The following is a 24,706-nucleotide window of genomic DNA, read 5'->3' as shown; positions in this document are numbered from 1 at the left end:
TTTCAGACGGCCTTTGTAGAAAGTAAAAGGCCGTCTGAACGATACAGCGTTAAATTTTCAAAATACGCTCGCCACGACCGATACCGGCTGCGCCTGTGCGTACGGTTTCCAAAATTTGAGCACGACCGACTGTTTCGAGGAAAGAGTCGAGTTTTTCGGTAGAACCTGTGATTTCGATGGTGTAGCTGCGGTCTGTTACGTCAATGACGCTGCCACGGTAGATTTCGGTCAATCGCAGGAATTCGTCACGGTCTTTACCTACGGCGCGGACTTTTACCAACATCAGCTCGCGTTCGACAAAACGGCTTTCGTTCAAATCGACCACTTTGATAACTTCAATCAGTTTGTTGAGCTGTTTGGTGATTTGCTCGATAACGTGTTCGTCGCCATGGGTAACGATGGTCATGCGAGACAAGGTTTTGTCTTCGGTTGGTGCAACAGCCAAGGAGTCGATATTGTAATCGCGTGCGGAGAACAAACCTACCACACGGCTCATCGCACCTGATTCGTTTTCCATCAGAATAGATAAGATATGTCGCATTTTTCTCTCCTTACGCTGACAATGTTTCGCGCATATGCGGCGGCAGAACCATCTCGTCCAAGCCTTTGCCGTTGCCGACCATGGGCAGCACGTTTTGTTTCTTGTCGGTCAAGAAGTCCATAAATACCAAACGGTCTTTTTGTTTGACTGCTTCCAAAAGCGCGCCTTCAACATCGGATTTTTTGTCCACACGGATGCCAATGTGTCCGTATGCTTCAGCCAGTTTGACGAAATCGGGCAGGGAATCGAAATAGGTTTCCGATTCGCGGTTGCCGTAATACAGTTCCTGCCATTGGCGAACCATGCCGAGATAGCCGTTGTTCAGGGTAACGACGTTCACCGGAACGCGGTATTGGAAGCAGGTGGACAGCTCTTGGATGTTCATCTGAATCGAGCCTTCGCCGGTGATACAGAATACATCTTGATCAGGAGCAGCCAGTTTCGCACCGATGGCATATGGCAAGCCGACGCCCATTGTGCCTAAACCGCCGGAATTGAGCCATTGGCGAGGACGCTCGAATGGGTAATATTGGGCGGTAAACATTTGGTGTTGACCGACGTCGGAAGTGATGATGGCAGAATTATTGGTGATTTCGGCCAGTTTTTGAATGACGTATTGCGGTTTGATGATTTCGCTTTCATTATCAAACCACAGGCAGTTGCGCGAACGCCATTCTTCAATGCTTTTCCACCATTTATCCAATGAGTCGGCTGCAGGTGCAGATTCTTGTTTGCCCCACAATTGAATCATTTCGGACAATACGTTTTTCACGTCGCCGACAATCGGGATATCCACTTTGACGCGTTTGGCAATGCTGGACGGGTCAACGTCAATATGAATAATTTTTTTGGCTTTTTCAAAGAATTTGGACGGTACGGAAATCACGCGGTCATCAAAGCGCGCACCGATTGCCAGTACAACGTCTGCATTCTGCATGGCGAGGTTGGCTTCGTAAGTGCCGTGCATACCCAGCATGCCCAAGAATTGGCGGTCGCTGGAAGGGTATGCACCCAAGCCCATCAATGTACCGGTACAAGGAGCGCCGATCATGCGGACGAATTTGGTCATTTCCTCAGAGGCATTGCCCAAAACCACACCGCCGCCAAAGTAAACAATAGGGCGTTTGGCGGAAGCCAGCATTTGTACGGCTTTTTTGATTTGACCGATGTGGCCTTGTACAACCGGTTGGTAAGAGCGGATGAAGATGTCTTCTTGCGGATAGCTGAATTTAGCCATTGCTTGGGTGACATCTTTAGGAACATCGACAACAACGGGACCCGGACGGCCGCTTGCGGCGATTTGGAAAGCTTTTTTGATGGTGTCTGCCAACTCAGCGATATTGGTTACCAAGAAATTGTGTTTGACACAAGGGCGGGTAATGCCGACTGTATCCACTTCTTGGAATGCGTCTGTCCCGATGAGGGAGTTGCCCACCTGGCCGCTGATGACTACTAACGGAATGGAGTCGCTGTAAGCGGTGGCGATGCCGGTCAGCGCATTGGTTACGCCTGGGCCGGAAGTTACCAAAGCAACGCCGACTTTGCCGCTGACACGGGCATAGGCATCTGCCGCATGTACGGCTGCCTGCTCGTGGCGAACCAGGATGTGCTTGAATTTATTGAGTTGGAAAAGGGCATCGTAGATTTCGATAACCGCGCCGCCCGGATAGCCGAATACATACTCGACACCTTCGGCTTTGAGACTTTGCACGATGATTTGTGCGCCAGATAATTGCATATTGACCTCTTTTATATGGTTTCAAACCAATAGGAACAATCCGCCTCACCACAGCACCTGTAATGCAATTCCACCAAGCAGCGATTTAGGGTACGCGCACTGAGGGAATACGATGACAGTCAGACTATCCAAGCAATTGGGAAGAAACACAGAGTTTGTGAAAAAGAGTAGAAACGATAACGCAATCCGACTGTACAAGCAAGACAAAATCTTTCATCTTTTAACGTTTAAGGAATAAAAATAGATTATCTTTTGATTTTAAAGAAATAAAAAAACAGTTTTATTGAGTTTGATGTGGGTGGATTGTTGACAGTTTGAGTAAGGAGAAGGTTTTTGCAAATGATAAATAGCAAAAAACCTCTTGACTGAATCAAGAGGTTTTTTTAATTTGGTGCCCAGGGTCGGACTCGAACCGACACACCTTGCGGCGGGGGATTTTGAGTCCCCTGCGTCTACCAATTTCGCCACCTGGGCTAGCGAAGAAGTGGTCATTATAGCGAGTTCTCGAATCTTGTAAAGCAGTAATTGAAAAAAAATTGGATTATTTTTATATTTGTTTGATTTTTAATGAATTAAACTTTTTGCGTTTGATGACTATCTAAATGGAAGGCAGATTTTTAAAACAAAAAAAGCAGTATTTATCTGCAAAAAGGGCTATATTTAATGTGTCAAACGCGTTAATATGAAGATGTTTTGTTTTTATATCGGCCGGGCAGTTATTTGGCCGCACTTATTTGTTTGAAACGGTTTTGGAGAAAATTTATGCTTTCCGTTACACGAACTTTCCTACTCAGTGCTTTTGCGTTGGCTGCTCTAGCTGCTTGTCAGCCTAAAGAGGAGGCCAAAGAGGCTTCTTCGACACCTGCCGCTTCTGCTGCGCCTGCTGCTTCCGGTGAGTCTGCACCCAAAGTGCAAGCGCGTGGTACCGATATGCGCAAAGAAGACATTGGCGGCGATTTCACATTGACCGATGGCGACGGCAAACCTTTCAGCCTGAGCGATTTGAAAGGCAAAGTGGTCATCCTGTCTTTCGGTTATACCCACTGTCCTGACGTATGCCCAACCGAGTTGCTGACTTACAGCGACACGTTGAAACAATTGGGCGATCAGGCTAAAGACGTGAAAGTAGTATTTGTCAGCATCGACCCGGAGCGCGATACGCCTGAAGTAATCGGCAAATACGCCAAACAGTTCCACCCTGATTTTATCGGCCTGACGGCTACCGGCGATCAAAGCCTGCCTGTCATCAAACAGCAATACCGTGTGGTATCGGCTAAAGTCAACCAAAAAGAAGACAGCGAAAACTATTTGGTCGACCACTCTTCAGGCGCATATTTGATTGATAAAAACGGTGAAGTGGCGATTTTCTCGCCTTATGGCAGCGAGCCGGAAACGATTGCGGCTGATGTGAAAACTTTATTGTAAAACCGTAGTTGGGGCCGTCTGAAATGGGTTGTGGATTTCAGACGGCCTTCTTGTTTTTGATACGGCAAAGGAGAAGAACAAAATGACCGACACACTTTTAACGGTTGCTTTATCCAAGGGGCGAATTTTTGAGGAAACCCTACCGCTGTTGGCCGCCGCCGGTATTGTGCCTGCGGAAGAGCCAGAAAAATCGCGTAAGCTGATTATTGGTACGAATCATGACAATATCCGTTTGGTGATTGTGCGCGCGACCGATGTGCCGACTTATGTGCAATATGGTGCGGCGGATTTCGGTATTGCCGGTAAGGATGTGTTGATCGAGCATGGCGGAGATGGCCTGTATCAACCTTTGGATTTGCACATCGCCTCATGCCGCATGATGGTTGCAGTTAAAAAAGGTTTTGATTACGCCGCCGCTTCCAAACCCGGCAGCCGCTTGCGGATTGCCACCAAATATCCCGACATCGCCGCCGAACACTTTGCCGACAAGGGTGTGCATGTGGACATCATCAAACTGTACGGTTCGATGGAGCTTGCGCCTTTGGTCGGTTTGAGTGATGCGATTGTCGATTTGGTTTCCAGCGGCAATACATTGAAGGCCAATGGTTTGGAAGCTGTGGAACATGTGGCTGATATTTCCAGCCGCTTGGTGGTCAACAAAGCGGCGTTGAAAACCAAATATGCGCTGTTGAATCCGATTATTCAGGCATTTGAAAATGCCGCTAAGGCCGTCTGAAAAGTTTTTGGCAAAAACTGTCTGCCAACCCAGTTTGAAAGCCCCGTCATGATGCAAAGCAAACCGACACTCGATACAATTCTTTCCCATCGTTCCATCCGCAGGTTTACTTCCGAGCCGATTGCTGATGAAATCCTCGATACGCTGGTTCGCGCCGGACAACAGGCTTCGACTTCCAATAATCTACAATGCGTTTCCATCATCCGCGTATCCGACCTTGCGCTGAGGCAGGGGATACATGAAGCGGCAGGAAGCGCACCTTATATTGTCCATTGTGCGGAATTTTTATTGTTTTGCATCGATTTTTCCAAACACAAGGCAATGTTTCCCGATGCGCAAATTGATTGGGCGGAAGTAACCCTGATTGGTGCGGTCGATGCAGGCATTATGGCGCAAAACGTATTGCTTGCCGCCGAATCGCTTGGGTTGGGCGGCGTGTATATCGGCGCGTTGCGCAATAATGCGAAAAAAGTGTCGGATGTGTTGAACCTGCCGGATTATTGCGTGCCTTTGGTGGGATTGTGCCTCGGTTATCCTGACCAAGACCCGCCGCTCAAACCGCGCCTACCTAAGGAAATGGTCTATGCCGAAAACGCTTGTCCGAGCCTGAATGCCGAGGCGGTTGAAGCCTATAATCAGGCAGTAGCGGATTATTATGAATTACGCAAGGGCAGCCCGATTCCTTGGAAAGAATCCCTGGCCAAAACCTTGGGTAATCCTGTGCGGCCGCATATGTTGGCGTTTTTGCAGAAAAAAGGTTTTTTGAAAAGATAATGTTCAGACGGCCTGTGTGTGGTTGAGGCCGTCTGAAAACAATAGGAACGAAACAAGGAAGAGAGCAAACCATGAAGAAACTCGACACCCAATTCCCTGATTTTCAAGCCGAACTCAAAGCATTACTCGCTTTTGAAACCGCGCAAAACCCTGAAATCGACCGTATTGTTGCCGATATCTGCGCCGATGTTCAAAAACGCGGCGATGCGGCGCTGATTGAATACACCAACCGTTTTGACGGTACATCCGCTCAAACCATCGATGATTTAATCCTGACGCAAGACGATTTGCAGTCTGCGTTTGAGCGTTTGCCCGAAAACATTCAGACGGCCTTGAAAACGGCCGCGCGACGTGTGGAAAGCTACCATAAACACCAAAAAATGGAGTCGTGGACTTACGAAGACGAAGACGGCACGCTTTTGGGCCAACAGATTACGCCGCTTGACCGTGTCGGTATTTATGTTCCGGGCGGTAAAGCCGCTTATCCGAGTTCCGTCATCATGAACGCCATGCCTGCCCATGTTGCCGGCGTGAAAGAAATCATCATGGTCGTTCCCACTCCGAAAGGCGAGCGCAACGATATTGTGTTGGCGGCTGCTTTTGTGGCCGGTGTAACCAAAGTATTTACGGTCGGCGGTGCGCAGGCGGTTGCGGCTTTGGCTTATGGTACGGAATCGGTGCCTCAAGTCGATAAGATTACCGGCCCGGGCAATGCTTTTGTCGCTGCGGCAAAACGACGCGTGTTCGGCGTGGTCGGCATCGATATGGTGGCAGGGCCGTCTGAAATTTTGGTGATTGCCGATGGTACGACGCCTGCCGATTGGGTGGCCATGGATTTGTTCAGTCAGGCGGAACACGATGAAATTGCACAAGCGATTTTGATTGGTACTTCTCAAGCGTATTTGGACGAAGTTCAGACGGCCATGAACCGCTTGATTGAAACCATGCCGCGCCGTGCGATTATTGAAGCTTCATTGGGCAACCGAGGCGCAATGATTTTGGCTAAAGATTTGGACGAAGCCTGCGAAATCGCCAACTATATTTCTCCCGAACACTTAGAACTGTCGGTCGAAAATCCGCAAGAGTGGGCGAAAAAAATCCGCCACGCCGGTGCTATTTTCATGGGACGCTATACCAGTGAAAGCCTTGGCGACTATTGCGCAGGGCCCAACCACGTTTTACCGACCAGCCGCACGGCGCGTTTCTCTTCTCCTTTGGGAACATATGACTTCCAAAAACGCTCCAGTCTGATTCAGGTTTCAGAACAAGGGGCGCAGAAGTTGGGCAAAACCGCCAGCGTGTTGGCGCATGGCGAAAGCTTGACCGCGCACGCCAGAGCGGCTGAGTTCCGTTTGAAAGACTGAGTGAAACGTTGAAGTCGTAAGAAATCAAAAAAGGGCATCTAAACAGATGCCCTTTTTATTGTGATGAAGATTTTAGCTGAGAAGGTATCAGGCCGTCTGAAAACAGGTTTAACGGTTTTTCAGCCAGTCATTACGCATTTGTGCGGCTTCTTCAAAATAGCGGTAAAGCTCGGTTTTATTGCCGTCTGAAAGGAGCTGTTCCAATTTGGATAATTGTTCTTTTAAATCACTGGTCAGTTTGAGCAGAGCAGGGCGGTTGGCCATGCAGATGTCTGTCCAAACGGCAGGATGGCTGGAGGCAATGCGGGTAAAGTCGCGAAAGCCGGTGGCGGCATAGGGGAGGTAGTCTTTGCCGTGCGGATGGTCAACCAAAGCGTGGACATAGGCAAAGGCGGCCAAGTGCGGCAAGTGGGAAACGGCGGCAAAAATATTGTCGTGTTCTTCGGCGCTCATGGTGGAAATTTGCGAACCAACTGCCTGCCACAGGCTTTTCAGCCGTCTCAGGCCGTCTGAAGCCTCTTGGCCGTGTGGCGTAATGATAAGGCGGCTGTTTTGAAACAAACCGCAACGCGCGGATTTTGCTCCGCTTTGATCCGATCCAGCTATCGGGTGGGCAGCAAAACATTGCGGCAGGCGGTCGGATAAGTGGGTGCGGAAGGCATTGAGTGCCGATTGTTTGGTGCTGCCGACATCGGAAACGCAGGCAGTGTCTTTTAAGAAGGGCTTGATGTCGCGGCATACGTCAGGCAGGACGGAGACAGGCGTGGCAATCAAAACCAAATCGGCATTGCTAATGCTTTCGGCGCAAATATTCGGATAGGCATGGTCAATGATGCCGCATTCGAGTGCGTAATTGAGGTTGTCGGCATTGGTATCGATACCGGTAACGGTTTGCACCAGTCCCAAGCGTTTGAGGTCGAGCATGAACGATCCGCCGATTAAACCGACGCCGATAAGGGTGATATGGGGAAAAAAGGCGGAAGTGTTCATGGTTTGAATCCGGTACAAGTGGAAAAGCTTATTTTAATCCGTTATGGAGGCCGTCTGAAAGTTGTCATCAAGGTTTCAGACGGCCTTTTTATGGTCGAATTTTCATGATTTAGGCATAGAAAACCCCGTTTAGTAGGAGCATGTAACCGATTATCAGATTTTCATACACTAAAATAATCATCTGAATCAGTATAACGTCTTAAAGTAAGTGATTGGTATCTTAAAGTAAATTATTACATCATATTTTATTTTGATTGATATCGAATAAAATAATTCACTCAGAAAGAAGGAATTTATGAGTTTTTCACAAACCGAATTAGTCAACGCAATGCGTTTGCTTTCTACCCGTCTGCCGCAGTTTCCAGAGCAGCAAAACCAAGTATCCCGCATGTTGCGCATTGTAACCGAACGTTTGAGCAGCCATTTGAACGAAAACCTGAAAGCGTTCGGCATCAATGAAAACCTGTGGTTTTCCCTGATGGCGGTTTACGTCAGCCCAAACAGCGAAATCCTGCCTTCGCGCTTGAGCGACCTGATGGACTTGACGCGCACCAGTGCGACACGCCTGTCGGACGATATGGTTGGGCGCGGCTGGGTAGAGCGTTATATCAATCAAAAAGACCGCCGTCAGATTGTGCTAAAATTGACCCCTTCAGGTGAGACCTTCATCCACGAAGTATGGCCGCAAATTGCCCGTCAGAGCGGCCAGGCGTGGGAAGATTTCACGAAAGAGGATTATGATACGCTGCAACACCTATTAGGTAAACTGTTGAACCGTTTGGGCAATTAACAACAGACGGCCTGATGGTCTGCGGCAGGCACACATAAACGGAGTCTGTATGAAATTAGGTTTGGTCAAATCAAGCGTATGCGTTGCCGCTGTTTCGCTGTTGGCGGCATGTGCGCCGTTCGGTAAACAGTCGCCTTTGGATGAGACAACAGCCTATCCGCTGCCGCAAGGCCAATCTGCCGCTACTGCCCAAGACGGCTGGTGGATGAAGCTGAAAGATAAAAAATTAAACAATTTGATTGCTTCCGCGATTCAGACGTCTACCAATCTGCGTGTCGTCAAGGCAAGGTTTGAGCAGGCTCAGGCGCAGCTGGGCGTTGTAGGAGCCGCAAACAAACCGCAAGTCGGCTTGGGTGTAACTGGTATTGGTACCTATGTTTCATCCAAACCTCAAGCCGGTATGGTCGATACCGACCATACATTGGTTTTGGCGAACGCAGCCTTACAAGGCAGTTTGGTTTTCGACTTTTGGGGTAAAAACCGAGAGCAGATTCAAGCTGTTTTAGGAAAAAGCAGGGCTGCAGTGTATGAAGCGCATCATATCCGCACCGAGTTGGCTCACGCCGTTGCCGCCCAATATTTTGCGTGGCAGATGGCGACAGAACAACTGGCTTTGCTGGATACGCGCATAGAGCTGGCGGATAAGGCATTGAAACTGATGCAACAACGCGTTAAAGCGCAGTTGGCTCCAGCCGATGCCTTGCACTCTTTGGAAATGGCGCAACAACAATTGCAGCTTGAAAAATCGGCATGGACTCAGAAAAATGAGAAAATCCGCAACAGCCTGGCTGTATTGACCGGCCGTGTACCGGGCGCATTGAATGGACAGGTTCCGGAAAAAATGGCGGCTGTGCCGTCATTGCCGGTTAACCGTATCGAAGCGGATTTACTGGCGGCACGCCCCGATATCGCAGCGCAAAAAGCCTTGCTTGAAGAGAAATGGCATATTGTCAAATCGACCGAAGCAGAGTTTTACCCGAATATCGAGTTAAAAGTTTTGGCGGGTATGACGCACATTGATGCGTTCAATCTGATTCGCGGACGAACCTCCGGTATGTTGGGCATCGTTCCGGCTTTGAATCTGCCATTATTTACTTCCGGGGCGCTGCAATCGAAATTGGCGGGCAAACGTGCCCAATATAACGAGCAGGTTGCCGTGTATGACCAAACCGTTTTGAACGCCATGCGTTCGGCGGCAGATGCCGTAGTCGACTATCAAAGCCTGAAAAGCCGACAAGATACTTGGAATAAGATGGTCAATATCGCGGATAAATCTGTACAAAATGCGAAAGGACGTGTTCGTGCAGGTTTGGATAACGGCTTGACCGCTTTGCAAAAACAAGACGAAGCTGCGCGTACAAAAATGTCTGCGGTTCAATACCATGCAGAATATCTGACAGCTTGGAGTGACCTCAATGCCCAGTTGGGCGGAGGCTTTCAATTAAATAAGAAATAAATGTTTTATCAAAACGTAGGCCGTCTGAAAGTAATTTCAGACGGCCTTTTGCTTACCTTATTTACATTTGCTACCGGAAGAAATTATTGTAATGAATAGAGTGTAACTATAGAATATGACCCTTTAGCGCGTTAAACGCGCGTATTGGGGACTGATGGTATAAGTCAGCGCCCAGCAAGACAATAATATCGTTATCACATGTGCAGAATTAAAGTTGGGACTTATGGATACTCAATCAGAAAAAAATAATGTCCAAAAAGAACCGGAAGTAGCCGCTTCCGGCGCTAAAACGCATCGCAAACGCAATTTGGTTATCGTTACGCTTCTATTCCTTATTGCGGCAGCAGGAGTTGCTTTGGCGTATTTCCTGTTTTGGCAGCATGAAGAAGAAACGGAAGATGCTTATGTGGCCGGTCATTTGGTGATGATTACGCCGCAGGTGAACGGCACGGTGCGCAAAGTCATGTATGACGATACGGATGTCGTGAAAAAAGGCGATGTGTTGGTGGCTTTGGACGACAGCGATTTTCAGCTGGCATACGATCGCGCGCAAAATGAATTGATTCAGGCCATCCGTCAAAACAAGCAGCAAGCTGCGGTCAATTCTAAAGCCAAAGCGCAAGTGTTGTTGCGCAAAGCCGATTTGGCCCGTGCACAAGCCGATTTGCGCCGCCGTGAATCTTTGGCGGGTACGGAAGCGGTTTCCGGCGAAGAACTCAGCCATGCCCGCGCCGCTGTGGTTCAGGCTCAGGCTGCAGTGAAAGCGGTTGAGGCGGAAGAAGTTTCTGCTCAGGCAGCGTTGGGCAACAATATTCCTCTGCGCCAACAACCGGCAGTTCAAACGGCCATCAGCCACATCAAAGACGCCTGGCTGAATCTGCAACGTACGCAAATCCGTTCGCCGATTAGCGGCCAAATTGCCAAACGCAATGTCCAAGTCGGCCAGCGTATCGTACAAGGTACGCCGATGATGGCCGTTGTGCCTCTGTCTGAATTGTGGGTGGATGCCAACTTTAAAGAATCGCAACTGCGCAAAATGAAAATCGGCCAGCCTGTTGAAATGACAGCCGATTTGTACGGAAGTAAAGTAGTTTACCATGGCAAGGTAATGGGCTTGTCGGCCGGTACGGGCAGTGCGTTCTCATTACTGCCGGCGCAAAACGCAACGGGCAACTGGATTAAAGTTGTGCAACGTGTGCCGGTGCGTATCAGTTTGGATGCCAAAGAATTGCAACAAAATCCGCTCCGTGTCGGTTTGTCGATGACTGTTAAAGTTGATATTGCCGAGAAGGGCAGCGGTAAAGCCATGACTGCCGAAGCGGAACGAAATACTGCATTGCCGGAAACAGAAAGTGTGGATTGGAAAGCCGCCGATGCTTTAGTCGATAAAATCTTCGAGCAATACGCAAAATAATCTTTTCAGACGGCCTGAGTCTTTTATTGAAGGCTCAGGCCGTCTGAAATATTGATTCTCTTCAACCGACCGCTTTGGCGGTTGTCTTATAGTTTATAAATATGAATTATCCGCCGTTACAAGGGTTTAAGCTGGTGTTGGCAACTTTGGCGCTCAGCTTGGCCGTATTTATGGAAGTCTTGGACAGCACCATCGCCAACGTCGCCGTGCCTGTTATTGCAGGGGATTTGGGTGCGGCTACCACGCAGGGGACTTGGGTGATTACCTCATTTGCCGTAGCCAATGCCATTTCCGTTCCTCTGACAGGTTTTTTGGCCAAGCGGTTTGGCGAGGTCAAAATCTTTATCGCCGCTGTGATCGGGTTTGTCGTAACGTCATGGCTGTGTGGCATTGCGCATAATCTTCAAGCCTTGGTTTTTTTCCGTGTATTGCAAGGCTTCATCGCCGGACCATTGATTCCCTTGTCACAAAGCCTGTTGATGGCTTCCTATCCGCCTGAAAAACGAACATTGGCACTGGCCTTATGGGCGATGACCGTCGTTGTTGCTCCTGTATTGGGGCCGATTTTGGGTGGTTGGATCTCGGACAACTGGCATTGGGGATGGATTTTCTTTATCAATATCCCGATCGGGATTTTGTCTGCAACTATTTCTTGGAAGCAGCTTAGACACAGGGAAACTGAAATCGTCAGGGCGCCAATCGATTATGTTGGGCTGGTGTTGATGATTGTCGGTATCGGCGCATTGCAAATGATGCTTGATAGAGGCAAGGAATTGGACTGGTTTGCCTCGGGAGAGATTATCGTTTTGGGCGTTACCGCTTTGGTGTTCCTAACATATTTTATTGTTTGGGAGCTGGGCGAGAAATACCCGATTGTCGATTTGTCATTGTTTAAAAATAGAAACTTCACAATAGGCGTCGTTGCTACATCGTTGGGCTTTATGGTCTATATGGGCACATTGACCCTGCTGCCTTTAGTGCTGCAATCAAATCTTGGTTATACCGCTACTTGGGCAGGTTTGGCTGCTGCACCGGTGGGCTTCCTGCCGATTATTCTGTCGCCGATTATCGGTAAGTTCGGGAATCGAGTCGATATGCGCCTGTTTGTCAGTGCCAGCTTCTTGGTATTTGCCTACACATTCCATTGGCGCACCGATTTCTATGCCGGAATGGATATGAGCAACGTCGTATGGCCGCAGTTTTGGCAGGGTTTAGGCGTAGCCATGTTCTTCCTACCTCTGACCAGTATCACCTTGTCGCATATGAAAGGCAATCAAATTGCCTCGGCCAGTAGCCTGTCTAACTTTTTGCGGGTCTTTATGGGCGGTGTCGGAGTGTCCGTTGTCAGCACCATGTGGGAACGGCGCGAAGCTCTGCACCATACTCAACTGACCGAACATGTTAATTTATTGTCCTCAATCAGCAACCAATCTATTCAAGGCATGATGGCCAATGGTCTGAGCAAGGAACAGGCTTTGGAGGCGATAAATAGTACCATTTCCCAGCAAGGCTTTATTATTGGCTCAAATGAAATCTTTTTGGCAGGCAGTATCATATTCATCAGCATGATCCCCATTATTTGGTTGGCAAGACCTCCGTTTAGCGGTTCCGGCGGGGGAGGGCATTAGATAAAAGGCCGTCTGAATTCCAGACGGCCTTTTATCTATATATTATTTAAGACTCAATAATAGATCTCTAAATGCATTTGGATCTTTAATAAACGTCATTTCTCCTGATTGAGGGAAATGGAAATCGAGCAGGCGAGATACCCAGAAACGAATACATCCGGCTCTTTGTGCAGTAGGAAAATACGCGCGTTCTTCATCAGATAATGGACGTACGCTTTCATAGCCGTGGATAAAGGCATCATAAAGGACAGGGTCTAACTTGTTATCAGCTGTTCGTGCCCAATCGTTAACCGCAATTGCCAGGTCGTACATGAAATTACCGTTACAGGCATAATAGAAATCGATAAAGCCGGAAACTTCATCTCCATTAAGCAATACGTTGTCCTTAAATAAATCGGCATGGATAATACCGGAGGGCAAATGCTCTCCTAGATTTTCATCTAAAGCAGCAATTTCAGATTGAAGTAGTGCGGCATCCTCAGAATCTAAAACAGGCAGCAATTGAGTGCAGGCATCGCGCCACCAGTCATCATAACGAGGATTTTTCATTTTTAAAGGAAAGTCTTGGCCGGCTAAATGCATTTTGGCCAGCATAGCACCGGTATGGAAGCATTGAGCTTCAGTTGGCCAGCCAGTATCAGAACCATTCAAACAAGTAACCAAACAAGCCGGTTTTCCGGCCAAAATAGAATGCAGTCCGCCATCTTTACGAGCAATCGGAGCAGCGCAGGCAACACCATTCAGACTCAAATGCTGGTTGAGTTCTAAAAAGAAAGGCAGTTCATCTGATTTTAAAACCTCAAAAACAGTCAATACATAACGACCGGTTGAAGTAGTCAAGAAATAATTACTATTAGTAATTCCTTGAGCAATCCCCTGCAAAGAAACAAAATCTCCCAAATCATATTGCAGTAGGAAATCACGCATTTGAGCGTCGGAAACACTGGTATAGACAGACATAGCAAACTCGAGGCTGATATAAAAAATCAAGGAAACATCATACCAAAAAACAAGCGCCAACAATATAAATTAAAGCGAGGGTTAAATTCAAAAGGCCGTCTGAAAGAGCATTTCAGACGGCCTTTGTTTCGTGTATTTTTTTGTATGTATGGATAGTGTAGAAAGTTTGATAGTGTTTTTATCAAATAAAAACCCTGTTAAAACAGGGAAGTGGTTAAATTTCTAGAAATAATTTTGCGAAAGGTGTTGACTGGTTTTGTTGTGAGGCGTATAGTTCGGTTCTTCGCTGCTGACGCGGTGAAGAAAACGAAGCAGACAGTATAACACAGCTGGTTGAAATTTTCGATAATTTTAGTTGACATTTGCTAAATGTACTGTATAATTCGATTTGCTCTTTAAAAAACAGATTACCGATAAGTGTGAGTGCATTAGGCCTCACACTGTTTGAAAGACAGACAAGATGATGTTTTAGACATTGTCCTGTCGGTTTCTTTGAAGCAGACCAGAAGTTATAAGTTAGAGATTGAACATAAGAGTTTGATCCTGGCTCAGATTGAACGCTGGCGGCATGCTTTACACATGCAAGTCGGACGGCAGCACAGAGAAGCTTGCTTCTTGGGTGGCGAGTGGCGAACGGGTGAGTAATATATCGGAACGTACCGAGTAATGGGGGATAACTAATCGAAAGATTAGCTAATACCGCATATTCTCTGAGGAGGAAAGCAGGGGACCTTCGGGCCTTGCGTTATTCGAGCGGCCGATATCTGATTAGCTAGTTGGTGGGGTAAAGGCCTACCAAGGCGACGATCAGTAGCGGGTCTGAGAGGATGATCCGCCACACTGGGACTGAGACACGGCCCAGACTCCTACGGGAGGCAGCAGTGGGGAATTTTGGACAATGGGCGCAAGCCTGATCCAGCCATGCCGCGTGTCTGAAGAAGGCCTTCGGGTTGTAAAGGACTTTTGTCAGGGAAGAAAAGGATAGGGTTAATACCCCTGTCTGATGACGGTACCTGAAGAATAAGCACCGGCTAACTACGTGCCAGCAGCCGCGGTAATACGTAGGGTGCGAGCGTTAATCGGAATTACTGGGCGTAAAGCGAGCGCAGACGGTTACTTAAGCAGGATGTGAAATCCCCGGGCTCAACCTGGGAACTGCGTTCTGAACTGGGTGACTAGAGTGTGTCAGAGGGAGGTAGAATTCCACGTGTAGCAGTGAAATGCGTAGAGATGTGGAGGAATACCGATGGCGAAGGCAGCCTCCTGGGATAACACTGACGTTCATGCTCGAAAGCGTGGGTAGCAAACAGGATTAGATACCCTGGTAGTCCACGCCCTAAACGATGTCAATTAGCTGTTGGGCAACTTGATTGCTTAGTAGCGTAGCTAACGCGTGAAATTGACCGCCTGGGGAGTACGGTCGCAAGATTAAAACTCAAAGGAATTGACGGGGACCCGCACAAGCGGTGGATGATGTGGATTAATTCGATGCAACGCGAAGAACCTTACCTGGTCTTGACATGTACGGAATCCTCCAGAGACGGAGGAGTGCCTTCGGGAGCCGTAACACAGGTGCTGCATGGCTGTCGTCAGCTCGTGTCGTGAGATGTTGGGTTAAGTCCCGCAACGAGCGCAACCCTTGTCATTAGTTGCCATCATTTAGTTGGGCACTCTAATGAGACTGCCGGTGACAAGCCGGAGGAAGGTGGGGATGACGTCAAGTCCTCATGGCCCTTATGACCAGGGCTTCACACGTCATACAATGGTCGGTACAGAGGGTAGCCAAGCCGCGAGGTGGAGCCAATCTCACAAAACCGATCGTAGTCCGGATTGCACTCTGCAACTCGAGTGCATGAAGTCGGAATCGCTAGTAATCGCAGGTCAGCATACTGCGGTGAATACGTTCCCGGGTCTTGTACACACCGCCCGTCACACCATGGGAGTGGGGGATACCAGAAGTAGGTAGGGTAACCGCAAGGAGCCCGCTTACCACGGTATGCTTCATGACTGGGGTGAAGTCGTAACAAGGTAGCCGTAGGGGAACCTGCGGCTGGATCACCTCCTTTCTAGAGAAAGAGGAGGTCTGATGCATTCACACTTATCGGTAAACTGTAAAAGATGCGGAAGAGAAAAGCTTGAGTGAAGACAAGATTCGCTTAAGAAGAGAATCCGGGTTTGTAGCTCAGCTGGTTAGAGCACACGCTTGATAAGCGTGGGGTCGGAGGTTCAAGTCCTCCCAGACCCACCAAGAACGGGGGCATAGCTCAGTTGGTAGAGCACCTGCTTTGCAAGCAGGGGGTCATCGGTTCGATCCCGTTTGCCTCCACCAAGAACTTTACAAATCAAAGGAAGCCTGCTATACTTAGCAGCTTATTTTGATTTGCGAAGTGAAATATCGACGCATCGATCTTTAACAAATTGGAAAGCCGAAATCAACAAACAAAGACAATGAGTTTGTTTTGATTTTTTGTTCTTTGCAAAGGATAAAAAATCTCTCGCAAGAGAAAAGAAAACAAACACAGTATTTGGGTGATGATTGTATCGACTTAATCCTGAAACACAAAAGGCAGGATTAAGACACAACAAAGCAGTAAGCTTTATCAAAGTAGGAATTTCAAGTTTGCTTCCCTAGTCAACGGGTAGGTAAACGAAGTCAAAGAGGTTCTTGAAATGATAGAGTCAAGTGAATAAGTGCATCAGGTGGATGCCTTGGCGATGATAGGCGACGAAGGACGTGTAAGCCTGCGAAAAGCGCGGGGGAGCTGGCAATAAAGCTATGATCCCGCGATGTCCGAATGGGGAAACCCACCTCTTAGGAGGTATCCTTATCTGAATACATAGGATAAGCGAAGCGAACCCGGAGAACTGAACCATCTAAGTACCCGGAGGAAAAGAAATCAACCGAGATTCCGCAAGTAGTGGCGAGCGAACGCGGAGGAGCCTGTACGTGATAACTGTCGAGATAGAAGAACAAGCTGGGAAGCTTGACCATAGTGGGTGATAGTCCCGTATTCGAAATCTCAATAGTGGTACTAAGCGTACGAAAAGTAGGGCGGGACACGTGAAATCCTGTCTGAATATGGGGGGACCATCCTCCAAGGCTAAATACTCATCATCGACCGATAGTGAACCAGTACCGTGAGGGAAAGGCGAAAAGAACCCCGGGAGGGGAGTGAAATAGAACCTGAAACCTGATGCATACAAACAGTGGGAGCACCCTTGTGGTGTGACTGCGTACCTTTTGTATAATGGGTCAACGACTTACATTCAGTAGCGAGCTTAACCGAATAGGGGAGGCGTAGGGAAACCGAGTCTTAATAGGGCGAACAGTTGCTGGGTGTAGACCCGAAACCGAGTGATCTATCCATGGCCAGGTTGAAGGTGCCGTAACAGGTACTGGAGGACCGAACCCACGCATGTTGCAAAATGCGGGGATGAGCTGTGGATAGGGGTGAAAGGCTAAACAAACTCGGAGATAGCTGGTTCTCCCCGAAAACTATTTAGGTAGTGCCTCGAGCAAGACACTGATGGGGGTAAAGCACTGTTATGGCTAGGGGGTTATTGCAACTTACCAACCCATGGCAAACTAAGAATACCATCAAGTGGTTCCTCGGGAGACAGACAGCGGGTGCTAACGTCCGTTGTCAAGAGGGAAACAACCCAGACCGCCAGCTAAGGTCCCAAATGATAGATTAAGTGGTAAACGAAGTGGGAAGGCCCAGACAGCCAGGATGTTGGCTTAGAAGCAGCCATCATTTAAAGAAAGCGTAATAGCTCACTGGTCGAGTCGTCCTGCGCGGAAGATGTAACGGGGCTCAAATCTATAACCGAAGCTGCGGATGCCAGTTTACTGGCATGGTAGGGGAGCGTTCTGTAGGCCGATGAAGGTGCATTGTAAAGTGTGCTGGAGGTATCAGAAGTGCGAATGTTGACATGAGTAGCGATAAAGCGGGTGAAAAGCCCGCTCGCCGAAAGCCCAAGGTTTCCTACGCAACGTTCATCGGCGTAGGGTGAGTCGGCCCCTAAGGCGAGGCAGAAATGCGTAGTCGATGGGAAACAGGTTAATATTCCTGTACTTGATTCAAATGCGATGTGGGGACGGAGAAGGTTAGGTTAGCAAGCTGTTGGAATAGCTTGTTTAAGCCGGTAGGTGGAAGACTTAGGCAAATCCGGGTCTTCTTAACACCGAGAAGTGATGACGAGTGTCTACGGACATGAAGTAACCGATACCACGCTTCCAGGAAAAGCCACTAAGCTTCAGTTTGAATCGAACCGTACCGCAAACCGACACAGGTGGGCAGGATGAGAATTCTAAGGCGCTTGAGAGAACTCAGGAGAAGGAACTCGGCAAATTGATACCGTAACTTCGGGAGAAGGTATGCCCTCTAAGGTTAAGGACTTGCTCCGTAAGCCCTGGAGGGTCGCAGAGAATAGGTGGCTGCGACTGTTTATTAAAAACACAGCACTCTGCTAACACGAAAGTGGACGTATAGGGTGTGACGCCTGCCCGGTGCTGGAAGGTTAATTGAAGATGTGCAAGCATCGGATCGAAGCCCCAGTAAACGGCGGCCGTAACTATAACGGTCCTAAGGTAGCGAAATTCCTTGTCGGGTAAGTTCCGACCCGCACGAATGGCGTAACGATGGCCACACTGTCTCCTCCTGAGACTCAGCGAAGTTGAAGTGGTTGTGAAGATGCAATCTACCCGCTGCTAGACGGAAAGACCCCGTGAACCTTTACTGTAGCTTTGCATTGGACTTTGAAGTCACTTGTGTAGGATAGGTGGGAGGCTTTGAAGCAGAGACGCCAGTCTCTGTGGAGCCGTCCTTGAAATACCACCCTGGTGTCTTTGAGGTTCTAACCCAGACCCGTAATCCGGGTCGGGGACCGTGCATGGTAGGCAGTTTGACTGGGGCGGTCTCCTCCCAAAGAGTAACGGAGGAGTTCGAAGGTTACCTAGGTCCGGTCGGAAATCGGACTGATAGTGCAATGGCAAAAGGTAGCTTAACTGCGAGACCGACAAGTCGAGCAGGTGCGAAAGCAGGACATAGTGATCCGGTGGTTCTGTATGGAAGGGCCATCGCTCAACGGATAAAAGGTACTCCGGGGATAACAGGCTGATTCCGCCCAAGAGTTCATATCGACGGCGGAGTTTGGCACCTCGATGTCGGCTCATCACATCCTGGGGCTGTAGTCGGTCCCAAGGGTATGGCTGTTCGCCATTTAAAGTGGTACGTGAGCTGGGTTTAAAACGTCGTGAGACAGTTTGGTCCCTATCTGCAGTGGGCGTTGGAAGTTTGACGGGGGCTGCTCCTAGTACGAGAGGACCGGAGTGGACGAACCTCTGGTGTACCGGTTGTAACGCCAGTTGCATAGCCGGGTAGCTAAGTTCGGAAGAGATAAGCGCTGAAAGCATCTAAGCGCGAAACTCGCCTGAAGATGAGACTTCCCTTGTGGTTTAACCACACTAAAGAGTCGTTCGAGACCAGGACGTTGATAGGTGGGGTGTGGAAGCGCGGTAACGCGTGAAGCTAACCCATACTAATTGCTCGTGAGGCTTGACTCTATCATTTGAAGAACTTCAAAAGATAAAAGCTTACTGACTGATTCAGTCATCACCAAATAATTGATTAAGGCTTTACCGATTTGTAACAGTTTAAGTTTGGCGGCCATAGCGAGTTGGTCCCACGCCTTCCCATCCCGAACAGGACCGTGAAACGACTCAGCGCCGATGATAGTGTGGTTCTTCCATGTGAAAGTAGGTCACCGCCAAACACCCATTCCGAAGCCCCCGACTGATGTCGGGGGCTTTTTACATACCTGTCGGTTCTATCGGTTTGGCGATAGGTGATGGGGTAAGGGTGCAAGAATATTGATGAATCGATACCTATTGAGTGTTCGTGCATTCTTGGTATTTGGATTATGTGTAGGAAAACGTTGCGTTGTTTACACCACAGGTTGAGAATGAAGCCTGCAAGACCTCAAACGGCGTATCGCCGTTCAAACTGCGGTGCGGCTTCACAGTGTTATAGAAATTAACAAAGCGGCACAACTCCTTTCGCCGGTGTTCCGGACTGTCAAACAACTGTTTCCCATGCCACATCTCCATCAGGGTGCGGATAACCCGTTCCGCCTTACCGTTGGTCTGCGGACGGGCAACCCGGGTAAACTTTTGACCAATCCCGTTCTCATAACAGGCTACACCGAAAGCATGGTTGGCCGAGCCTTTATATTCCGTACCGTTGTCGGAGTAAACGCACTCAATCAGGTATGGACAGGGATCAATCAGGTGTCCAGTCAGAAACTTGGCGGCACTGTCTGCAGTTTTGTCCGGCAAAATGGCGGAGTATAGCTCCCTTGAGAAATCGTCGATGGCGACAAACAGGTAATCCCGATTATCGGTGGCTTTCTGCCCTTTGAGCAGCGGCAGCCGTTTGGTATCGAGATGTACCAGCTCTCCGGGGTAGGATTTATTGTAGCGTTTGGCCTGCCTTTTGAGTTTTTCCTGAATGCCGCGTTCTACCTTGGCCAGGCGTTTCATTCCGTACTTTGCCTGTTTGAAACGGTTGTTGGTACTGGTTTGGGGTTTGAGCAGTCTGCCCCTTGCGGCTTTAAGTGCGCGGTAAATGGTGACGCGGCAGACTTGGTAGCGGCGTGCCAGGGAGGTGACGCTTTCCTTTTCCTGCGTGTAGGCCAGCCAAATGGCTTGGCGGTGGTGCGGGGTGAGACGGGTGTTTTTGTGCATGTTCATGTTTCAGTATTCTCCTGGAAATACTGTAAACAACGCTACTAGTTTCTACAGATATGTATGATTACCCTGTTGTTATTCTTGAACAAAAGTACCGAGATTTACGGTTAACTGTTTGGAATATTTGAAATCAAACGATATTTGCGTTAATATGGCGTAAGCATTTATGTGGGTATGGGCTGTTGCCCTATCTGCGTATGTGACAGTGTTTACCGCTTGGAATAAAACCATTCTGTAGACTTCCTGACTGATTCAATCAAACACGTTATGGGAAAAAATCTGATGAAGAAATTTTTATTTGGTGCATTTGCCGCCGTCTGTGCGGCGTTCTCTTTGGCTGCCGTGAACATCAATACCGCGTCTTCTGCCGAACTGGAGGCCTTGCCGGGTATCGGCCCGGCTAAGGCGAAATCGATTGTGGAATACCGTCAGAAGAACGGTGCGTTCAAATCGGTGGAGGAGCTGAAAAACGTGAAGGGCATCGGTGATGCGGTGCTGAACAAGTTGAAGGCGGAGGCGACGGTTTCTTCTGCCGCGCCTAAGGCCGCCCAGCCTGCCGTGAAAAAATAAGCCTGATGGTTAACTGCCGTATATGCCGCCCCGAGGCCGAACCGCTTGCCGGTTCGGGTTGACGGGCGGCTTTGTATGGGGCCGGGAATGAAGACCTGGACAAATGGAGACTTTACATTGGGTAAAGGGATAAATGGATAGCCTCTTGTCGGATGAGGATATAAAAGATAAAGGGAATAAAGAGATGTACTTAAATGTATTTGATGGAAAACGGAATAGGGCAACTGTGCAGAGGGGCTACTCTTTGATACAGCTGTTGGTGGTGATGTTGTTGGTTTCGATATTGGCGACGTAGGATATTAGGCCGTCTGAAAGATACTTAAGATTAGTTTTCAGACGGCCTTGTTGTAAGATGAGATTTGATATTGGCGTACTTTTTTAAATACAGATAAAATCCCTGCTAATTATTTATAACGATATTTTTTTAGGATACACAGTGCTTGCTTTGGATTATTGTCATCAAAAGGCTGCAGAAAGCCATTCCAGTTTTTTATCCGGCTTTCGTTTTTTATCGCTAGAAAAACGGAATGCGATCACTGTTTTATACGCTTTTTGTCGCGACCTAGATGATGTGGTTGATGGCTGTACCGATCCAAATGTAGCTCAGATAACGTTGAATTGGTGGCGTAGTGATTTGGAGAAAATCTTTAACAATGAGATGCCGGAGCATCCTGTTCATCAGGCTTTAAAAGATATTCGGGTAAATTTTGACTTGCCGAAGAATGAATTTGAAGCTTTGATTGATGGTATGCAGATGGATTTGGAGCAGGCTCGTTATGGTAGTTTTGATGAATTAAAGCTGTATTGCCACCGTGTTGCCGGAGTGGTAGGGCGTCTTATTGCGCGAATTTTAGGTTTTTCCAATCCGAAAACTTTGGAATATGCGGACAAGATGGGCTTGGCTTTGCAGTTGACGAACATTATTCGCGATGTGGGCGAAGATGCGCGGCAGGGAAGAATTTATCTGCCTATAGAGGAAATGCAGAAGTTTGACGTACCTGCCAACGTAATTATGCAGTGCAAACCGACAGACAATTTTGCAAAATTGATGCAATTTCAAGTGAATAGGGCGCGTGAAACTTATCGTGAAGCGATGTTACTTCTGCCGGCTGAAGATAAGAAATCTCAAAAAGTCGGCCTGATTATGGCGACTATTTATTATACGTTGTTGAATGAAATTGACCGTGATGGTGCGCAAAATGTGTTGACTTATAAAATTGCGATTCCTTCTCCCCGTAAAAAACGTATTGCTTTGAAAACTTGGCTGTTTGGATTTAAACCATGAATACGAAGCGTCCAAAAATTGCTGTGATTGGTGCCGGTTGGGCAGGTTTGTCTGCGGCGGTTTCCCTGATTCATCGAGCCGATATTTCTTTGTTTGAGGCCGGGAGACAGGCTGGCGGTAAGGCGCGTGCCTTGTCCGGGAAAGATGATGGATTCAGCTTTTTGGATAATGGGCAGCATATCTTGTTGGGTGCGTATCATGGTGTTCAAACTTTGATGCAACATATTGGTGTTCAACCCGAGTCTGCCTTTTTACGCCAGCCTTTGCGATGGTACATCCATGAAGGATTACAGTTTCAGACGGCCTCTCTGCCTGCGCCTTGGCATTTGCTTGTCGGTATCCTGCGTGCAAAAAATCTTTCTTTTTCATTGAAAATCAAATTGCTGTCGGATATGTCGGCATTGCAACGTTGGGCAGCTCATCATAAAACCGATTTGACGGTTGCAAAGTGGTTGAGAACACGAAATGTTCCTCGCAGCTTACTTGGCCAATTTTGGCAACCTTTGGTCTGGGGTGCTTTAAATACGCCGTTAGAACAGGCATCGTTACGCATTTTATGCAATGTATTGAATGATAGCGTGTGGTCTGAAAAGGAGAACAGTGATTATCTTTTGCCTAAGCAGGATTTAGGGCGGATCGTAGCCGAACCGGCTCTGGCTTTCCTGCACAAGCATGGCGCAAAGATACATCTTGAAACCCGTGTTTCCCATTTAAACCATCATATTGATGGACGAATTGAAATCAATGGCGAAGTATTTGATGCGGTTGTTTTGGCTGTTGCGCCATATCATGTTGACGCGCTTTTGCCTGAAGATACGCCTGACTATATTCAGACGGCCTATCAATCGTTTCACTACCATGCGATTACTACGGTTTATTTGCGTTATGCCCAAGAAGTCAAACTGCCGGCACCTTTAACCGGGTTTTCTGATGGTACGGCGCAATGGGTGTTGCATCGGGGAGCGTTGGGTTTACCGGATAATGAAGTCGCGGTTGTCATCAGCGTTTCCGATTGCACCGAAGCTTGGAAGGATAAAGATTTGGCCGAGAAAATTCATGCGGACATTAAGCGGGTTTGTCCGGATTTGGATAAGCCCGAAGCCGTACGCATTATTACGGAAAAACGCGCGACTACGGCGGCAACGGTTGATTTTGTACAACCTGATTTCTCATGGTTGCACCATCGCCGTATTTATCCGGCCGGTGACTATCTTCATCCGCGCTATCCGGCAACATTGGAGGCTGCTGTTCAGTCTGGCTTTGCAGCGGCTGAAAAGCTTATGCTGGATTTGAGGGTTGAATAAACTGAGGCCGTCTGAATGTTCAGACGGCCTTTTTGACTTTACAAAACTTACCAAGCCGATACAATATCCGAAACCATAAAGTTCAAGGAAAAGGCATGACGACATTAGCGAACAAAACCATCTTGATTACCGGTGCATCCCAAGGCTTGGGCGAGCAAGTTGCCAAAGCCTATGCGGCTGCCGGAGCGACTGTCATTTTGGTGGCGCGTCATCAAAAGCGTTTGGAAAAAGTATATGATGCCATTGTGGCTGCGGGCAGCCCCGAGCCGTTTGCCATCTGCTTTGATTTGATGAGCGCGGAGGAGAAAGAGTTTAAGCAATTCGCGGAAACTATTGATGAAGCAACCGGCGGAAAATTGGATGGTGTGGTTCATTGTGCCAGCTATTTCTATGCCTTGTCGCCATTGGACTTCCAAACCGTATCGGAATGGGTCAACCAATACCGTATCAATACCGTTGCGCCTATGGGCTTGACCCGTGCGCTGTTCCCATTGTTGAAGCAATCCGAAGACGCTTCTGTAATTTTTGTTGGCGAAAGCCACGGCGAAAAACCGCAAGCCTATTGGGGCGGTTTCGGTGCCTCCAAAGCCGCGCTTAATTATTTGTGTAAAGTGGCCGCGGACGAGTGGGAACGTTTTGACAACGTGCGTGCCAATGTTTTGGTGCCGGGCGCCATCAATTCGCCGCAACGTATTAAATCGCATCCGGGCGAATCGAAAAGCGAACGTAAAAACTACGAAGATGTCCTGCCGCAATTTATTTGGTGGGCAAGCCAAGAGAGCAGGGGGCGGACAGGTGAAATCGTCTATCTGTAAATATACCTGCTCAGAGTGGTTTGAAAACATTAGGCCGTCTGAAATTTATATTTTCAGACGGCCTTTAACTTATTGAGTTTTATATCTAAATAATGTTGAAGTTTGATGTTTGACGTGTTAACAGACAAACATTAAGCTGGCACAAAATTAGATATGGTAATCTAAGTT

Annotated in this window: 17 protein-coding genes, 3 tRNA genes and 3 rRNA genes; 17 read left to right on the top strand and 6 right to left on the bottom strand. The window is 48.2% G+C overall.

The window, feature by feature from the left end:
• Positions 1-49: 49 nt before the first annotated feature.
• The 3 genes from ilvN to FAH66_RS06720 form a co-directional block, all read right to left on the bottom strand.
• A complete protein-coding gene (gene ilvN, locus FAH66_RS06730; RefSeq protein WP_003685820.1) occupies positions 50-541 on the bottom strand; it encodes an acetolactate synthase small subunit in 492 nt (163 codons plus the stop codon).
• Positions 542-551: 10 nt separating this feature from the next.
• A complete protein-coding gene (gene ilvB / locus FAH66_RS06725) occupies positions 552-2,279 on the bottom strand; it encodes a biosynthetic-type acetolactate synthase large subunit (RefSeq protein ID WP_049329575.1) in 1,728 nt (575 codons plus the stop codon).
• Positions 2,280-2,668: 389 nt separating this feature from the next.
• Positions 2,669-2,753, bottom strand: a tRNA-Leu gene (locus FAH66_RS06720).
• Between the two features lie 288 nt (positions 2,754-3,041).
• Here FAH66_RS06720 and FAH66_RS06715 point away from each other — a divergent pair.
• The 4 genes from FAH66_RS06715 to hisD all read left to right on the top strand — a co-directional run bounded on the left by FAH66_RS06715 (position 3,042) and on the right by hisD (position 6,578).
• Positions 3,042-3,704 (top strand): SCO family protein, encoded by a 663-nt coding sequence (locus tag FAH66_RS06715; protein ID WP_137041114.1) that lies wholly within the window; start codon positions 3,042-3,044, stop codon positions 3,702-3,704.
• 82 nt (positions 3,705-3,786) lie between these two features.
• Positions 3,787-4,440: an ATP phosphoribosyltransferase gene (gene hisG / locus FAH66_RS06710; protein WP_070814280.1), complete on the top strand. Its 654-nt coding sequence runs from the start codon at positions 3,787-3,789 to the stop codon at positions 4,438-4,440.
• Positions 4,441-4,488: 48 nt separating this feature from the next.
• Positions 4,489-5,214: an oxygen-insensitive NADPH nitroreductase gene (nfsA, locus tag FAH66_RS06705; RefSeq protein WP_137041113.1), complete on the top strand. Its 726-nt coding sequence runs from the start codon at positions 4,489-4,491 to the stop codon at positions 5,212-5,214.
• A gap of 71 nt (positions 5,215-5,285) precedes the next feature.
• A complete protein-coding gene (gene hisD, locus FAH66_RS06700) occupies positions 5,286-6,578 on the top strand; it encodes a histidinol dehydrogenase (RefSeq protein WP_137041112.1) in 1,293 nt (430 codons plus the stop codon).
• A gap of 108 nt (positions 6,579-6,686) precedes the next feature.
• On the opposite strand, the gene FAH66_RS06695 is transcribed toward hisD, so the two are convergent.
• Positions 6,687-7,568, bottom strand: a complete 882-nt coding sequence (locus FAH66_RS06695; RefSeq protein WP_003685796.1) for a prephenate dehydrogenase — start codon at positions 7,566-7,568, stop codon at positions 6,687-6,689.
• Positions 7,569-7,863: 295 nt separating this feature from the next.
• Between FAH66_RS06695 and FAH66_RS06690 the strand changes: the two genes are divergently transcribed.
• The 4 genes from FAH66_RS06690 to FAH66_RS06675 all read left to right on the top strand — a co-directional run bounded on the left by FAH66_RS06690 (position 7,864) and on the right by FAH66_RS06675 (position 12,856).
• A complete protein-coding gene (locus FAH66_RS06690; RefSeq protein ID WP_070630393.1) occupies positions 7,864-8,358 on the top strand; it encodes a MarR family transcriptional regulator in 495 nt (164 codons plus the stop codon).
• Positions 8,359-8,407: 49 nt separating this feature from the next.
• Positions 8,408-9,814: an efflux transporter outer membrane subunit gene (locus tag FAH66_RS06685; RefSeq protein ID WP_137041111.1), complete on the top strand. Its 1,407-nt coding sequence runs from the start codon at positions 8,408-8,410 to the stop codon at positions 9,812-9,814.
• 223 nt (positions 9,815-10,037) lie between these two features.
• The gene (locus FAH66_RS06680; protein ID WP_070748287.1) at positions 10,038-11,228 is read left to right on the top strand and encodes an HlyD/EmrA/EmrK family protein; all 1,191 of its coding nucleotides are present in this window, start codon (positions 10,038-10,040) and stop codon (positions 11,226-11,228) included.
• A gap of 101 nt (positions 11,229-11,329) precedes the next feature.
• On the top strand, positions 11,330-12,856 hold the full coding sequence (locus FAH66_RS06675; RefSeq protein ID WP_137041110.1) for a DHA2 family efflux MFS transporter permease subunit: 1,527 nt from the start codon (positions 11,330-11,332) through the stop codon (positions 12,854-12,856).
• Between the two features lie 42 nt (positions 12,857-12,898).
• Here the strand turns inward: FAH66_RS06675 and thrB are convergent, their stop codons facing one another.
• The gene (gene thrB, locus FAH66_RS06670; RefSeq protein ID WP_137041109.1) at positions 12,899-13,816 is read right to left on the bottom strand and encodes a homoserine kinase; all 918 of its coding nucleotides are present in this window, start codon (positions 13,814-13,816) and stop codon (positions 12,899-12,901) included.
• 525 nt (positions 13,817-14,341) lie between these two features.
• Here thrB and FAH66_RS06665 point away from each other — a divergent pair.
• The 5 genes from FAH66_RS06665 (at position 14,342) to rrf (ending at position 19,591) form a co-directional block, all read left to right on the top strand.
• Positions 14,342-15,882 (top strand): 16S ribosomal RNA (locus FAH66_RS06665).
• 105 nt (positions 15,883-15,987) lie between these two features.
• Positions 15,988-16,064, top strand: a tRNA-Ile gene (locus tag FAH66_RS06660).
• A gap of 5 nt (positions 16,065-16,069) precedes the next feature.
• Positions 16,070-16,145, top strand: a tRNA-Ala gene (locus FAH66_RS06655).
• Positions 16,146-16,493: 348 nt separating this feature from the next.
• A 23S ribosomal RNA gene (locus FAH66_RS06650) occupies positions 16,494-19,382 on the top strand.
• A 95-nt stretch (positions 19,383-19,477) separates the two neighbouring features.
• Positions 19,478-19,591 (top strand): 5S ribosomal RNA (gene rrf / locus FAH66_RS06645).
• Together the 16S, 23S and 5S rRNA genes with 2 tRNA genes alongside form the textbook arrangement of a ribosomal RNA operon.
• A gap of 145 nt (positions 19,592-19,736) precedes the next feature.
• On the opposite strand, the gene FAH66_RS06640 is transcribed toward rrf, so the two are convergent.
• A complete protein-coding gene (locus FAH66_RS06640) occupies positions 19,737-20,567 on the bottom strand; it encodes an integrase core domain-containing protein (RefSeq protein WP_137041108.1) in 831 nt (276 codons plus the stop codon).
• Positions 20,568-20,846: 279 nt separating this feature from the next.
• Between FAH66_RS06640 and FAH66_RS06635 the strand changes: the two genes are divergently transcribed.
• The 4 genes from FAH66_RS06635 (at position 20,847) to FAH66_RS06615 (ending at position 24,538) form a co-directional block, all read left to right on the top strand.
• Positions 20,847-21,134: a ComEA family DNA-binding protein gene (locus tag FAH66_RS06635; protein ID WP_036472233.1), complete on the top strand. Its 288-nt coding sequence runs from the start codon at positions 20,847-20,849 to the stop codon at positions 21,132-21,134.
• A gap of 436 nt (positions 21,135-21,570) precedes the next feature.
• Positions 21,571-22,419 (top strand): presqualene diphosphate synthase HpnD, encoded by an 849-nt coding sequence (gene hpnD / locus FAH66_RS06625; protein ID WP_137041107.1) that lies wholly within the window; start codon positions 21,571-21,573, stop codon positions 22,417-22,419.
• A complete protein-coding gene (hpnE, locus tag FAH66_RS06620) occupies positions 22,416-23,723 on the top strand; it encodes a hydroxysqualene dehydroxylase HpnE (RefSeq protein WP_137041106.1) in 1,308 nt (435 codons plus the stop codon). The genes hpnD and hpnE overlap by 4 nt, the downstream gene beginning before the upstream one ends.
• Before the next feature lie 95 nt (positions 23,724-23,818).
• Positions 23,819-24,538, top strand: a complete 720-nt coding sequence (locus FAH66_RS06615; protein ID WP_137041105.1) for an SDR family oxidoreductase — start codon at positions 23,819-23,821, stop codon at positions 24,536-24,538.
• Positions 24,539-24,706: the final 168 nt, after the last annotated feature.

This window comes from Neisseria subflava (genome assembly GCF_005221305.1).
Taxonomy (GTDB): domain Bacteria; phylum Pseudomonadota; class Gammaproteobacteria; order Burkholderiales; family Neisseriaceae; genus Neisseria; species Neisseria subflava.
This window is presented reverse-complemented; position numbering and strand designations above follow the sequence as displayed.